This window comes from Duganella sp. Root198D2 (assembly GCF_001428585.1).
Classification (GTDB): Bacteria; Pseudomonadota; Gammaproteobacteria; order Burkholderiales; family Burkholderiaceae_D; genus Rugamonas.
Genome location: NZ_LMIC01000012.1, coordinates 162,344 through 174,711, shown reverse-complemented (window position 1 = coordinate 174,711; position 12,368 = coordinate 162,344). Strand labels below are relative to the sequence as shown.

Annotated in this window: 16 protein-coding genes; all 16 read left to right on the top strand. The window is 62.5% G+C overall.

Features of this window, described 5'->3' with window-relative positions:
- Positions 1-14: 14 nt before the first annotated feature.
- Complete coding sequence (gene mlaD / locus ASE26_RS13280) at positions 15-485, top strand: outer membrane lipid asymmetry maintenance protein MlaD (RefSeq protein WP_055939012.1); 471 nt, start codon at positions 15-17, stop codon at positions 483-485.
- Complete coding sequence (locus ASE26_RS13275; protein WP_055939010.1) at positions 482-1,258, top strand: VacJ family lipoprotein; 777 nt, start codon at positions 482-484, stop codon at positions 1,256-1,258. The genes mlaD and ASE26_RS13275 overlap by 4 nt, the downstream gene beginning before the upstream one ends.
- A 32-nt stretch (positions 1,259-1,290) precedes the next feature.
- Complete coding sequence (locus ASE26_RS13270; protein ID WP_057246385.1) at positions 1,291-1,935, top strand: phospholipid-binding protein MlaC; 645 nt, start codon at positions 1,291-1,293, stop codon at positions 1,933-1,935.
- Positions 1,935-2,231: a lipid asymmetry maintenance protein MlaB gene (locus ASE26_RS13265; protein WP_055939004.1), complete on the top strand. Its 297-nt coding sequence runs from the start codon at positions 1,935-1,937 to the stop codon at positions 2,229-2,231. Before ASE26_RS13270 ends, ASE26_RS13265 begins: the two co-directional genes overlap by 1 nt.
- Before the next feature lie 195 nt (positions 2,232-2,426).
- Entirely contained in the window at positions 2,427-3,332 is a 906-nt protein-coding gene (locus ASE26_RS13260) for an ABC transporter ATP-binding protein (protein WP_055939001.1), read from the top strand.
- The gene (locus tag ASE26_RS13255; RefSeq protein ID WP_057246384.1) at positions 3,329-4,090 is read left to right on the top strand and encodes an ABC transporter permease; all 762 of its coding nucleotides are present in this window, start codon (positions 3,329-3,331) and stop codon (positions 4,088-4,090) included. Before ASE26_RS13260 ends, ASE26_RS13255 begins: the two co-directional genes overlap by 4 nt.
- 18 nt (positions 4,091-4,108) lie before the next feature.
- Positions 4,109-4,345 (top strand): BolA family protein, encoded by a 237-nt coding sequence (locus ASE26_RS13250; protein ID WP_055938984.1) that lies wholly within the window; start codon positions 4,109-4,111, stop codon positions 4,343-4,345.
- A gap of 7 nt (positions 4,346-4,352) precedes the next feature.
- Positions 4,353-5,603, top strand: a complete 1,251-nt coding sequence (gene murA / locus ASE26_RS13245; protein WP_055938979.1) for a UDP-N-acetylglucosamine 1-carboxyvinyltransferase — start codon at positions 4,353-4,355, stop codon at positions 5,601-5,603.
- A 2-nt stretch (positions 5,604-5,605) separates the two neighbouring features.
- Entirely contained in the window at positions 5,606-6,253 is a 648-nt protein-coding gene (gene hisG / locus ASE26_RS13240) for an ATP phosphoribosyltransferase (RefSeq protein WP_055938976.1), read from the top strand.
- Positions 6,250-7,557, top strand: coding sequence for a histidinol dehydrogenase (gene hisD / locus ASE26_RS13235; RefSeq protein WP_200953875.1), 1,308 nt, complete (start codon positions 6,250-6,252; stop codon positions 7,555-7,557). The genes hisG and hisD overlap by 4 nt, the downstream gene beginning before the upstream one ends.
- Positions 7,554-8,426: a site-specific DNA-methyltransferase gene (locus tag ASE26_RS13230; RefSeq protein WP_082507627.1), complete on the top strand. Its 873-nt coding sequence runs from the start codon at positions 7,554-7,556 to the stop codon at positions 8,424-8,426. Before hisD ends, ASE26_RS13230 begins: the two co-directional genes overlap by 4 nt.
- The gene (hisC, locus tag ASE26_RS13225; protein ID WP_373922108.1) at positions 8,427-9,533 is read left to right on the top strand and encodes a histidinol-phosphate transaminase; all 1,107 of its coding nucleotides are present in this window, start codon (positions 8,427-8,429) and stop codon (positions 9,531-9,533) included.
- 21 nt (positions 9,534-9,554) lie between these two features.
- Complete coding sequence (gene hisB / locus ASE26_RS13220) at positions 9,555-10,145, top strand: imidazoleglycerol-phosphate dehydratase HisB (RefSeq protein WP_055938973.1); 591 nt, start codon at positions 9,555-9,557, stop codon at positions 10,143-10,145.
- Positions 10,146-10,165: 20 nt separating this feature from the next.
- Positions 10,166-10,807 (top strand): imidazole glycerol phosphate synthase subunit HisH, encoded by a 642-nt coding sequence (hisH, locus tag ASE26_RS13215; protein ID WP_082507626.1) that lies wholly within the window; start codon positions 10,166-10,168, stop codon positions 10,805-10,807.
- Between the two features lie 16 nt (positions 10,808-10,823).
- Positions 10,824-11,588 carry a 1-(5-phosphoribosyl)-5-[(5-phosphoribosylamino)methylideneamino]imidazole-4-carboxamide isomerase gene (gene hisA, locus ASE26_RS13210; protein ID WP_055938970.1) on the top strand — a complete coding sequence of 255 codons (765 nt, stop codon included), beginning with the start codon at positions 10,824-10,826 and terminating at the stop codon, positions 11,586-11,588.
- 5 nt (positions 11,589-11,593) lie between these two features.
- Complete coding sequence (gene hisF, locus ASE26_RS13205) at positions 11,594-12,355, top strand: imidazole glycerol phosphate synthase subunit HisF (protein WP_055938967.1); 762 nt, start codon at positions 11,594-11,596, stop codon at positions 12,353-12,355.
- The last annotated feature ends 13 nt before the right edge of the window (positions 12,356-12,368 follow it).

Sequence of the window (12,368 nt, the reverse complement as noted above, 5' to 3'; positions counted from 1 at the left end):
ACTAAGGATTTGATATGCAACGTAAATCTCTCGACGTTTGGGTTGGCCTGTTCATCGTGATGGGCGCTGCTGCGCTGATGTTCCTGGCGCTGAAAGCCGGTAACCTTGGCTCCATGACCATGGGCAAGACCTACCAGGTGACCGCCCGCTTCGACAATATCGGTTCGCTGCGCCCGCAGGCTGCGGTAAAGGCATCCGGTGTGGTGGTGGGCCGTGTGGCCTCGGTTGGCTTTGACGACAAGGTGTACAAGGCAGTCGTTACCCTGGATATGGAAGAAGGCTTCAAGTTCCCTAAAGACAGCTCGGCCAAGATCCTGACTGCCGGCCTGCTGGGCGAGCAGTACATCGGTATCGAAGCCGGTGGCGACGACAAGAACCTGGCTGCGGGCGACCGCATTGCCCGCACCCAGTCGGCCACCGTGCTGGAAGACTTGATCAACCAGTTCATCTATAGCAAGGCAGCTGAAGGAAAGGACTCCCAATGAGCAAATTCCGTACACTTGCCCTGAGCCTGGCGGTGGCAGGCGCGCTGAGCGGCTGCGCTGGCACCAATCCACGCGACCCGTATGAAGGCTTCAACCGCGCCGTCTTCAACTTCAACGACAAGGTTGATGAATATGCGCTGAAGCCGACCGCCACCGTCTACAAGAACGTGACCCCGGGCTTCTTCCAGACCGGCGTGAGCAACTTCTTCGGTAACCTGGGCGACGTCTGGACTGCCGCCAACAACTTGCTGCAAGGCAAGGTCGGCGATGGCATGTCGGACTTGATGCGCGTGGCGATGAACTCGACCTTCGGCCTGCTGGGCGTGCTCGATATTGCGTCCGAAGCAGGTTTGCAAAAACATAAAGAAGATTTTGGCCAGACCCTGGGTTCCTGGGGCGTGCCGTCCGGCCCTTACCTGATGCTGCCGCTGCTGGGTCCGTCGACCGTGCGCGACACTGCCGCCCTGCCGGCGGATATCACTGCCGACCCATGGCAATACAAAGATCCTGTCAACGTGCGCAACGTCGGCACCGTTCTTCGCGTTGTGGACCAGCGTGCAGCCCTGCTGGACGCTTCCACGCTGCTTGAAGATGCCGCCCTCGACCGCTACGAGTTCATCCGTGACGGTTGGATGCAGCGCCGTAACAGCCAGGTTTACGATGGGGAAGACGGTCCAAAGGACAAGCAGAAGCAGCCTGAAGTGGAGGACGAGGCCCCAAAGCAGCCTCAGGCTATAATGCCGGAACCGGCTGAAAGCAAACCCAGCCTGTGATCCGGAACACAACCCTACATAGGTAAAGAACAATGAATCTGATCAAACAACTGATCGCGGTCGCAACGGTAGCGTTCGCCACCAGCGCATTTGCCGCTACTGCTCCAGCCAACGAAGCGCCGGACGTACTGGTCAAGCGCATCAGCTCCGAAGTGCTGGAAACTGCCAAGTCCGACAAGGACATCCAGGCTGGCAACCAGAAGAAAGTCATGGACCTGGTGGAAACCAAGATCCTGCCTTACGTCGACTTCCAGCGCATGACTTCGCTGGCAGCCGGCCGCTACTGGCGCGAAGCGACCCCGGAACAGCAAAAGCAGCTGGCCGCTGAATTCCGCACCCTGCTGATCTTCACTTACTCGGGCGCGCTGTCCCAGGTGAAAGACCAGACCGTCGACTTCAAGCCTATGCGTTCGTCCCCAGGCGACACCGAAGTGGAAGTGCGCTCCCAGGTGAACCAGGCACGCGGCGAGCCGATCCAGCTGAACTACCGCGTCGCCAAAACCGATGCCGGCTGGAAGATCTATGACATCAACGTGCTGGGCGCGTGGCTGGTAGAAGCCTACAAAGGCACTTTCTCTTCGGAAATCTCGAAAGGCGGCATCGACGGCCTGATCAAGACCCTGTCCGAAAAGAACAAGAAGCTCGCTTCCAAGCCGCTGAAGACTGCAGGTAAATAATGCCTGATACCACTGTTTCCAACCAGCTTGCGCTGAAGTCGCTGACCGTGGCCAACGCCACGGAAGCGCTGGCGCAGGGCCTGGCTGCGCTGCGCGCCGGCCAGACCGTGTTCGACCTGAGCCAGGTGGAAGCCGTGGATTCCGCTGCCGTGTCAGTCATGCTGGCATGGCAGCGCGCTGCCGCTCAGAACGGCATCAAGCTGGAACTGCGCAACCTGCCAGGACAGCTCCAGAGCTTGACCAAGCTCTACGGCGTGTGCACGCTCGTGTCGCCCGCCGACCTGCATCATCATTGACCCCCGCCCCACTCCCGCCCGCATGACCTAGAGGTATCAGGGGCCAACAGGCTGCGCCTGTCGGCACCCGGCACCTGAAATTGTTGACTCGGCGAGCCCGAGCCAAATTTCCCCTATAATTGACCGTCTACCGCGCCTGTTGCGCGCGCGCCTTCGCAACGGTCATCGTTGTCCCAGTTATCTATACAAGTAAGCATGACAGCAATCGAAATCAGCAACGTCCAGAAGCGCTACAAGGCGCTGCAGGCGCTTGGCGGCGTGTCCCTGAAAATCGAAGAAGGCGAGTTCTTTGGCTTGCTCGGTCCGAACGGCGCGGGCAAGACCACTTTGATCTCCATCATTGCCGGCCTGATCCGCGCCGACGCCGGCGGAGTGAGGATTCACGGCCATGACGTGGTGTCGGATTTCCGCGCCGCGCGCAAGAAGCTGGGCGTGGTGCCGCAGGAGCTGGTGTTCGATCCCTTCTTTACCGTGCGTGAAACGCTGCGCCTGCAGTCCGGCTACTTCGGCCTCGGCAACAACGACAAGTGGATCGACGAGGTGATGGAAGAGCTGGGCCTGGCCAACAAGGCCGACACCAATATGCGCGCCCTGTCCGGCGGCATGAAACGCCGCGTGCTGGTGGCGCAGGCGCTGGTGCACAAGCCGCCGGTCATCGTGCTGGACGAGCCGACCGCCGGCGTCGACGTCGAGTTGCGCCAGACGCTGTGGAAGTTCATCTCGCGCCTGAATCGCGAAGGCCACACCATCGTGCTGACCACGCACTACCTGGAAGAAGCGCAAGCCATGTGCAAGCGCGTCGCCATGCTCAAGCTGGGCAAGGTGGTGGCGCTGGACACCATGTCGCAGCTGATCCGCCGCATCTCCGGCTCGCAGCTGGTGCTGCACCTGCCGCACAACAGCTTGCCGGAAGAGCTGCAGCCGCTGCTGAACCATCCGCCGGAAGACAACAAGTACAGCCTGCGCATCAACGATTACGCGGAAGTGGAAGGCATCCTCGCGCGCCTGCGCCAGGGCGGCATCAGCATCGACGAGATGCAGCTGCAGCAGGCCGACCTTGAAGACATCTTCCTGCAAATCATGGACGAGAACATCGTATGATCACCACCGGCTTCCGCACCCTGGTCTACAAAGAGACGCTGCGCTTCTACAAGGTCGCGACGCAGACGATTGCCGCGCCGATCCTGACCGCCATGCTGTACCTGCTGATCTTCGGCCATGTGCTGTCGGGCCGCATCGAGGTCTATCCGGGCGTGACCTACACCGCCTTCCTGATCCCGGGCCTGGTGATGATGAGCGTGCTGCAGAATTCCTTCGCCAACTCGTCGTCGTCGCTGATCCAGTCCAAGATTACCGGCAACCTGGTGTTCGTGCTGCTCACGCCCCTGTCGCACTGGGAGATCTTCTCCGCCTATGTGCTGGCCTCGATGGTGCGCGGCATCACCGTCGGTTTCGGCGTGTTCGCGATTACCGCCTGGTTCGCGCACCTGAGCTTCACGGCGCCGCTGTGGATCCTGGTGTTCGCCCTGCTCGGCGCGGCCATCCTCGGCACCATGGGCCTGATCGCCGGCATCTGGGCCGAGAAGTTCGACCAGCTGGCCGCCTTCCAGAATTTCCTGATCGTGCCGCTGACCTTCCTGGCCGGCGTGTTCTATTCGATCCATTCGCTGCCGCCGTTCTGGCTGGCCATATCGCATGCGAACCCGTTCTTCTACATGATCGACGGCTTCCGCTATGGCTTCTTCGGGCAGTCCGACGTGAACCCCTGGATCAGCGTCGCCATCGTCTCCGCCTTCCTGGTGGTGCTGGCGCTGCTCGCCATCAAACTTCTGCGCAGCGGCTATCGCCTGCGCCACTGATTTATTGAGGAATTCAAAGTGACCACAACTCCAGAAGCAATCCACAGCTATATCGCTGCCGGCCTTGAATGCACCCACCTGCAGGTGGAAGGCGACGGCCAGCACTTCCAGGCCGTGATCGTGTCGCCTGCCTTCGCCGGCAAGCGCCTGATCCAGCGCCACCAGCTGGTGTATGCCGCGCTGGGCGACCGCATGCGCGAAGAGATCCATGCACTGTCGATGAAAACCCTGACCCCTGAAGAATTCCAAGGATAAGAAGAATATGGACAAACTGCTCATCACCGGCGGCAAGCGCCTGGTCGGCGACATCAAGATCTCCGGCGCCAAGAACGCTGCCCTGCCCATCCTGTGCGCTGGCCTGCTGACCGCAGGCGACCTGGAACTGACCAATGTGCCGCTGCTGCACGACGTGGCGACCATGCTCAAGCTGCTGCGCCAGACCGGCCTGTCGGTCCAGCAGGATGGCGAGAAGGTCACGCTGAACGGCTCGAAGATCGACAAGTGCGAAGCGCCGTATGAGCTGGTGAAGACCATGCGCGCATCGATCCTGGTACTGGGTCCGCTGCTGGCGCGCTTCGGCGAAGCCAAGGTGTCGCTGCCGGGCGGCTGCGCCATCGGTTCGCGTCCGGTCGACCAGCACATCAAGGGCCTGCGCGCCATGGGTGCGGAGATCACCATTGACGGCGGCTATATCTACGCCAAGTGCAAGAAGCTGAAGGGCACCCGCATCGTCACCGACATGATCACCGTGACCGGCACCGAAAACCTGCTGATGGCTGCCACCCTGGCCGAAGGCGAGACGGTCCTGGAAAATGCCGCGCGCGAGCCGGAAGTGACCGACCTGGCGAACCTGCTGGTGGCGATGGGCGCCAGGATCGAAGGCATCGGCACCGACCGCCTGGTGATCCAGGGCGTGCCCTCCCTGCACGGCGCCAAACACGATGTCATCTCCGACCGGATCGAAGCGGCGACCTTCCTGTGCGCAGTCGCAGCAGCCGGCGGCGACATCACCATCCGCAATACCCGCACCGACATCTTCGACGTGGCGCTGGACAAGCTGCGCGAGATGGGCGTGGAGCTGACCGTGGGCGACACCTGGATCCGTGCCAGGATGGACCAGCGCCCGAAACCGGTGTCCTTCCGCACCACCGAATACCCGGGCTTCCCGACCGATATGCAGGCGCAGTTCATGGCGGTAAACCTGATTGCCGGCGGCAGCAGCAAGGTGACCGAAACCATTTTCGAGAACCGCTTCATGCACGTGCAGGAAATGAACCGCCTGGGCTCGAAGATCTCCATCGACGGCAATACCGCCTACATCGACGGCGTCGGGCAGCTGATCGGCGCGCCGGTGATGGCGACCGACTTGCGCGCATCGGCTTCGCTGGTGATCGCCGGCCTGGCCGCCAAAGGCGAGACCCTGGTGGACCGCATTTACCACCTGGACCGCGGCTACGACCGCATGGAAGACAAGCTGTCCGCCGTTGGCGCCAATATCACCCGACTCAAGTAACCATGGAACTTATCCTCGCCCTGTCGAAAGGCCGGATCTTCGAAGACACGCTGCCGCTGCTGGAAGCGGCCGGCATCAAAGTCCTCGAAAACCCGGAAACCTCCCGCAAGCTGATCCTGCCTACTTCGGACCCCGGCATTCGCGTACTGATCGTACGCGCATCGGACGTGCCGACCTACGTGCAGTATGGCGCCGCGGACTTCGGCGTGGCGGGCAAGGATGTCTTGCTGGAACACGGCGGCGAAGGCCTGTACCAGCCGGTCGACCTGCATATCGCCAAATGCCGCATGTCGGTGGCGACGCGTGCCGGCTTCGATTACGAGACCGCAGTGCGCCAGGGCGCGCGCCTGCGCGTGGCGACCAAGTTCACCACGATAGCGCGCGAGCACTTCGGCAAGAAAGGCGTGCACGTCGACCTGATCAAGCTGTATGGCTCGATGGAGCTGGCGCCCCTGGTTGGCCTGTCCGACGCCATCGTCGACGTGGTTTCCACCGGCAGCACGCTGCGCGCCAACAACCTGGTGGAAGTGGAAGAGATCATGGACATCTCTTCGCGCCTGGTCGTGAACCAGGCTGCGATGAAGCTCAAGCGCGCCCGCCTGCAACCGATTATCGAAGCTTTTGAACGCGCCAGCGCCGCTGCCAAATGATGCCCATGATCCGAAAACTCGACTCCACCCAGGACGATTTCCAGGAAACGCTGGACGCGCTGCTGGCCTTTGAAGCGGAAACCGACGACGCGATCGAAAGCGCCGTCGCAAAAATTATCGCCGACGTGCGCGCGCGCGGCGACGAAGCCGTTCTGGAATACACCAACCGCTTCGACCGCATGAGCGCCGCCGGCATGGCCGATTTCGACATCGGCCAGGCGGAGCTGGACGCGGCACTGGCCGCGCTGCCGGGCGCGCAGCGCAGCGCGCTGCAAACCGCGGCCGACCGCATCCGCGCCTTCCACGAGCGCCAGAAGCAGGAACTGCAAGGCTTCACCTACACCGAAGCCGACGGCACCATCCTCGGGCAGCGCATTACGCCGCTGGACCGCGTCGGCATCTACGTCCCCGGCGGCAAGGCTGCCTACCCTTCGTCGGTGCTGATGAACGCCGTGCCGGCCAAAGTGGCCGGCGTCGAAGAAATCATCATGGTCGTGCCGACGCCGGACGGCGTGAAGAACCAGATGGTGCTGGCCGCGGCCGCCATTGCCGGCGTGACCCGCGTGATCGGCATCGGCGGTGCGCAAGCCGTGGCCGCACTGGCGCACGGCACCGAAACCATCCGTCCCGTCGACAAGATCGTCGGCCCGGGCAATGCCTATGTGGCGGCAGCCAAGCGCCGCGTGTTCGGCACCGTCGGTATCGACATGATCGCCGGCCCGTCCGAGATCCTGGTGATCTGCGACGGCACCACCGACCCCGACTGGGTGGCAATGGACCTGTTCTCGCAGGCCGAGCACGACGAACTGGCGCAAGCCATCCTGCTGTGCCCTGACGCAGGGTACATCGCGCAAGTGGAAGCCAGCATCGCCAAACTGCTGCCGGCCATGCCGCGCAAGGCTGTCATCGAAACCTCGCTGCGCGACCGCGGCGCGCTGGTGAAAGTGCGCGACATGGCGGAAGCCTGCGCCATCGCCAACAGCATCGCCGCCGAACACCTGGAGATTTCGGCCGAGAACCCGCAGCAGTGGGCCGAGCAGATCCGCCACGCCGGCGCCATGTTCCTCGGCCGCTTCTCGTCCGAATCGCTGGGCGACTATTGCTGCGGCCCGAACCACGTGCTGCCGACCTCGCGCACCGCACGCTTCTCGTCGCCGCTGGGCGTATACGACTTTCAGAAGCGCTCCTCGGTGATTCACGTCAGCGAAGCCGGCGCCCAGACGCTGGGCAAGGTGGCGGCCGAACTGGCCTACGGCGAAGGCTTGCAAGCCCACGCCCGCAGCGCGGAGCTGCGCCTGAAATGACGCATTCATCCCATCCTTGGAAAAACCAGGTCTTCCAAGAGGACGCGATGGCCGGACTGGCCCGCGTGCCGGATGGTTCCGTCGACCTGATCCTGACCGATCCGCCCTACAACCTGGGCAAGGATTACGGCAACGCGTCCGACCAGCAGACGATGGAAGACTACCTGGCGTGGACGGAGGCATGGATCGATGCAGCCCTGCCGAAGCTGAAGCCGAACGGCAGCCTGTACATCTTCCTGACCTGGCGCTACTCGCCGGAAATTTTCGTCATGCTGAAAAAGCGCATGACGATGATGAACGAAATTATCTGGGACCGCCGCGTGCCTTCCATGGGCGGCAGTACCCGCAGTTTCTCGTCGGTGCACGACACGATTGGATTCTTCGTGCGCCGCAAGGATTACTACTTCGACCTCGACGCCGTGCGTATCGCGTACGATGCCGAAACCAAGAAGGCCCGTTCGCGCTCGATTTTCGTCGGCGCAAAATGGCTGGAAGTGGGCTACAACCCCAAGGACCTGTGGAGCGTATCGCGCTTGCACCGGGAACATGCGGAACGGGTCGACCACCCGACGCAAAAGCCGCTGGAAATTATCGAACGCATGGTCAAGGCCAGCTGCCCGCCGGATGGCGTGGTGATGGACCTGTTCATGGGCAGCGGGACTACCGCTGTCGCCGCGCGTCGCTGCGGGCGTGATTTTGTCGGCTTTGAATTGAATCCCGAGTATTGCGACATAGCCCGGAGGCGCCTGGAGGCGCTTGCCGAAACCGGTAAACCGCTGTCTGACCCGCAGGGTCAGACACCTCCGCCACGCAGGGGACGCAGGCCGAAAACGGTGCCTGCCCCGAACGAGGCTTTAGAACAGGAGTAAATGCAGATGTCCCTCGACAGCCTTATCGCCAATACGATCCGCCAGGATGTGCGTTCCGACCACATCTACCATGTGCCGGATGCCAGCGGATTTATCAAGCTGGATGCGATGGAGAATCCATATGTGCTGCCGAGCGACCTGCATCATGAGCTGGCGAACCGCATCGCCGGCGTCGCGCTGAACCGCTATCCGGTCGCCAGCTACGAAACCATCAAGCAGCGCATCCGCGCCAGACTCGGCGTGCCGCAAGGCTACGACGTCATGCTGGGCAACGGCTCGGACGAGCTGATTGCCATCATGGCGCAAGCCTGCGCGCTGCAGCCGGCGGAAGGCCGGCGCGCCGTGATGATGGCGCCGGCGCCGTCCTTCGTCATGTTCCAGCGCTCGGCCATGGTGGCCGGCATGGACTTCACCGGCGTGCCGCTGAAAGCCGACCTGACGCTCGACCTGCCGGCCATGCTGGCGGCAATCGCGCAGCATAAGCCGGCGCTGGTCTTCCTGGCCTACCCGAACAACCCGACCGGCAACCTGTTCGACGCCGGCGATATCGAGCAGGTGATCAAGGCGCTGGGCGACAAGGGCCTGTGCGTGGTCGATGAAGCGTATGAGCCGTTTGCACAACAAAGCTTCATGGGCCGCCTGCCGGAATTCCCCAACCTGATCGTCATGCGCACACTGTCGAAACTTGGCCTGGCGGGCATCCGCCTTGGCTACATGTCGTGCGCGCCAGCCCTGCTGGAGCAATTCGACAAGATCCGCCCACCCTACAACGTCAATGTCCTGACCCAGGCCGCCGCCGAATTCTGCCTCGACCACCTCGATGTGCTGAATGAACAGGCTGCCCTGCTGCGCCAACAGCGCGGTGAGTTGTCGAATGCACTGGCGAACTTGCCGGGTGTCAACGTTTTCCCCTCGGCGGCAAACTTTATCCTCATTCGCGTACCGAACTCCGAGCAGGTTCATGCCAAACTGTTGGAGCGCAAGGTTTTGATCAAAAATGTGGGTAGAATGCACAATGTACTGGCCAACTGCCTGCGCATCACGGTCAGCACGCCCGAGGAAAACGCAATCATGCTGGACGGCTTGAAAGCCGCCCTGGCGTCCTGAAGCGAAAACCAAGAGCTTTTCATGAACCGCACCGCAGAAATCACTCGCAACACCAGCGAGACCCAGGTCCGCGTCGCCATCAACCTCGATGGCACCGGCGCCCAGAAGCTGAACACGGGCGTGCCTTTCCTCGACCATATGCTGGACCAGATCGCCCGCCACGGGCTGATCGACCTCGATATTGAAGCCACCGGCGACACCCATATTGATAACCACCACACGGTGGAAGACGTGGGCATTACGCTCGGCATGGCGGTCGCCAAGGCGATTGGCGACAAGAAGGGCATCCGCCGCTACGGCCACGCCTATGTGCCGCTGGATGAAGCGCTGTCGCGCGTCGTCATCGACTTTTCCGGCCGCCCGGGCATCGAATACCACATCCCGTTCACCCGCGCGATGATCGGCGCGTTCGACGTCGACCTGACGCTGGAATTCTTCCGCGGCTTCGTCAACCATGCTGGCGTCACGCTGCACATCGACAACCTGCGCGGCACCAATGCACACCACCAGTGCGAAACCGTGTTCAAGGCTTTCGGCCGCGCCCTGCGCATGGCCAGCGAGCTTGACCCGCGTGCTGCTGGCGCCATCCCGTCCACCAAAGGAAGCCTGTAACGACACACCGGCTGACTGACATGAAAAAAATCGTAGTAGTCGATTACGGCATGGGCAACCTGCGCTCCGTCGCGCAGGCATTGCGCGCGGTCGCGCCCGAGGCCGAAGTAATGATTTCCGGCGATCCCGCCGCCATCGATGCCGCTGACCGCATCGTGCTGCCCGGCCAGGGCGCCATGCGCGACTGCATGGGCAGCCTGCGTGAGTCGGGCGTGCAGGAAGCGTTGATGCGCGCTGCCGCCTCCAAGCCCATGATGGGCGTGTGCGTAGGCGAGCAGATGCTGTTTGACGCCAGCGAAGAAAACGGCAGCACGCCGGGCCTGGGCCTGTTGCCCGGCAAGGTGGTGCGCTTCCAGCTCGAGGGCCAGCTGCAGGAAGACGGTTCGCGCTTCAAAGTGCCGCAAATGGGCTGGAACCAGGTACGCCAGCGCATGCCGCACGCGATGTGGGACGGCATTCCGGACCATGCCTGGTTCTACTTCGTGCACAGCTACTTCGCGCAGCCGGAGATCGATGCGCAGAACGTCGGCGAGACCGTATACGGGCAGCCGTTCTGCTGCGCGGTAGCCCGCGACAATATTTTTGCCACACAGTTCCACCCTGAAAAGAGTGCCGCCACCGGCCTGCAACTGTACAAAAATTTCATCCACTGGAATCCCTAACCTCAAGAACAACATCATGCTGCTCATTCCTGCTATCGACCTCAAGGATGGTCACTGCGTTCGCCTGAAACAGGGCGATATGGAACTTGCAACCGTCTTTTCCGACGACCCGGGCAAGATGGCGCGCCACTGGCTGGAACAGGGCGCGCGCCGCCTGCACCTGGTGGACCTGAACGGCGCCTTCGCCGGCAAGCCGAAGAACGAAGGTGCGGTGAAATCCATCCTCAAAGCTGTGCAAGACTATGCCGAGGAATTCGACCTGCCTGAAATCCCGGTGCAACTGGGCGGCGGCGTGCGCGACCTCGATACCATCGAGCGCTACCTCGACGACGGCATCAGCTACATCATCATCGGCACCGCCGCCGTGAAGAGTCCCGGCTTCCTGCAGGATGCGTGCGGCGCCTTCCCCGGCCACATCATCGTCGGCCTGGATGCCAAGGACGGCAAGGTCGCCACCGACGGCTGGAGCAAGCTGTCCGGCCACGAAGTGATCGACCTGGCGCAGAAGTTTGAAGGCTACGGCGTTGAATCGATCGTGTACACCGACATCGGCCGCGACGGCATGATGGGCGGCGTAAATATCGAGGCCACGGTGCGCCTGGCGCAGGCGGTGCGCATCCCCATCATCGCTTCCGGCGGCCTGCACAACCTGGGCGATGTGGAAGCCCTGTGCGCGGTGCAGGACGAAGGCATCGAAGGCGTGATCTGCGGCCGTTCGATTTATGAAGGCACGCTGGACCTGGCTTCGGCGCAGGATCGTGCCGACGAACTTTCAGAGTAAAAAATATGCTGGCTAAACGCATCATCCCCTGCCTCGACGTGACCGATGGCCGCGTCGTGAAAGGGGTCAACTTCACCGAGCTGCGCGACGCGGGCGACCCGGTGGAAATCGCACGCCGCTACGACGATCAGGGGGCCGACGAACTTACCTTCCTCGACATCACCGCGTCGAGCGACAACCGCGACCTGATCCTGCACATCATTGAAGCCGTGGCATCGCAAGTGTTCATCCCGCTGACCGTCGGCGGCGGCGTGCGCAAAGTGGAAGACGTGCGCCGCCTGCTCAACGCAGGCGCCGACAAGGTCAGCGTGAACACCTCCGCCGTGACCAATCCGCAGCTGGTGTACGAAGCTTCGCAAAAGCACGGCAGCCAGTGCATCGTGGTGGCGATCGACGCCAAGAACGTCGCCCCCGGCAAGTGGGAAGTCTTCACCCACGGCGGCCGCAACGCCACCGGCCTGGATGCCGTGGAGTGGGCGCGCAAGATGGCCGGGCTGGGCGCCGGCGAACTGCTGCTGACCAGCATGGACCGCGACGGCACCAAGTCCGGCTTCGACCTGGGCCTGACCCGCGCCGTGAGCGATGCGGTCAACATCCCGGTGATCGCTTCCGGCGGCGTGGGCGGCCTGCAAGACCTGGCCGACGGCGTCAAGCTGGGCCATGCCGATGCGGTGCTGGCAGCCAGCATCTTCCACTACGGCCAGCACACCGTACAGGAAGCCAAGCAATTCATGGCGGCGCAGGGTATTCCCATGCGTCTTTCTTAAACTTCGGGGAACA

What these genes read in the sequence shown, in the direction of transcription:
- mlaD (WP_055939012.1), top strand. Translation starts at nt 15, where the DNA reads ATGCAACGTAAATCTCTCGACGTTTGGGTTGGCCTGTTCATCGTGATG.
- ASE26_RS13275 (WP_055939010.1), top strand. Translation starts at nt 482, where the DNA reads ATGAGCAAATTCCGTACACTTGCCCTGAGCCTGGCGGTGGCAGGCGCG.
- ASE26_RS13270 (WP_057246385.1), top strand. Translation starts at nt 1,291, where the DNA reads ATGAATCTGATCAAACAACTGATCGCGGTCGCAACGGTAGCGTTCGCC.
- ASE26_RS13265 (WP_055939004.1), top strand. Translation starts at nt 1,935, where the DNA reads ATGCCTGATACCACTGTTTCCAACCAGCTTGCGCTGAAGTCGCTGACC.
- ASE26_RS13260 (WP_055939001.1), top strand. Translation starts at nt 2,427, where the DNA reads ATGACAGCAATCGAAATCAGCAACGTCCAGAAGCGCTACAAGGCGCTG.
- ASE26_RS13255 (WP_057246384.1), top strand. Translation starts at nt 3,329, where the DNA reads ATGATCACCACCGGCTTCCGCACCCTGGTCTACAAAGAGACGCTGCGC.
- murA (WP_055938979.1), top strand. Translation starts at nt 4,353, where the DNA reads ATGGACAAACTGCTCATCACCGGCGGCAAGCGCCTGGTCGGCGACATC.
- hisG (WP_055938976.1), top strand. Translation starts at nt 5,606, where the DNA reads ATGGAACTTATCCTCGCCCTGTCGAAAGGCCGGATCTTCGAAGACACG.
- hisD (WP_200953875.1), top strand. Translation starts at nt 6,250, where the DNA reads ATGATGCCCATGATCCGAAAACTCGACTCCACCCAGGACGATTTCCAG.
- ASE26_RS13230 (WP_082507627.1), top strand. Translation starts at nt 7,554, where the DNA reads ATGACGCATTCATCCCATCCTTGGAAAAACCAGGTCTTCCAAGAGGAC.
- hisC (WP_373922108.1), top strand. Translation starts at nt 8,427, where the DNA reads ATGCAGATGTCCCTCGACAGCCTTATCGCCAATACGATCCGCCAGGAT.
- hisB (WP_055938973.1), top strand. Translation starts at nt 9,555, where the DNA reads ATGAACCGCACCGCAGAAATCACTCGCAACACCAGCGAGACCCAGGTC.
- hisH (WP_082507626.1), top strand. Translation starts at nt 10,166, where the DNA reads ATGAAAAAAATCGTAGTAGTCGATTACGGCATGGGCAACCTGCGCTCC.
- hisA (WP_055938970.1), top strand. Translation starts at nt 10,824, where the DNA reads ATGCTGCTCATTCCTGCTATCGACCTCAAGGATGGTCACTGCGTTCGC.
- hisF (WP_055938967.1), top strand. Translation starts at nt 11,594, where the DNA reads ATGCTGGCTAAACGCATCATCCCCTGCCTCGACGTGACCGATGGCCGC.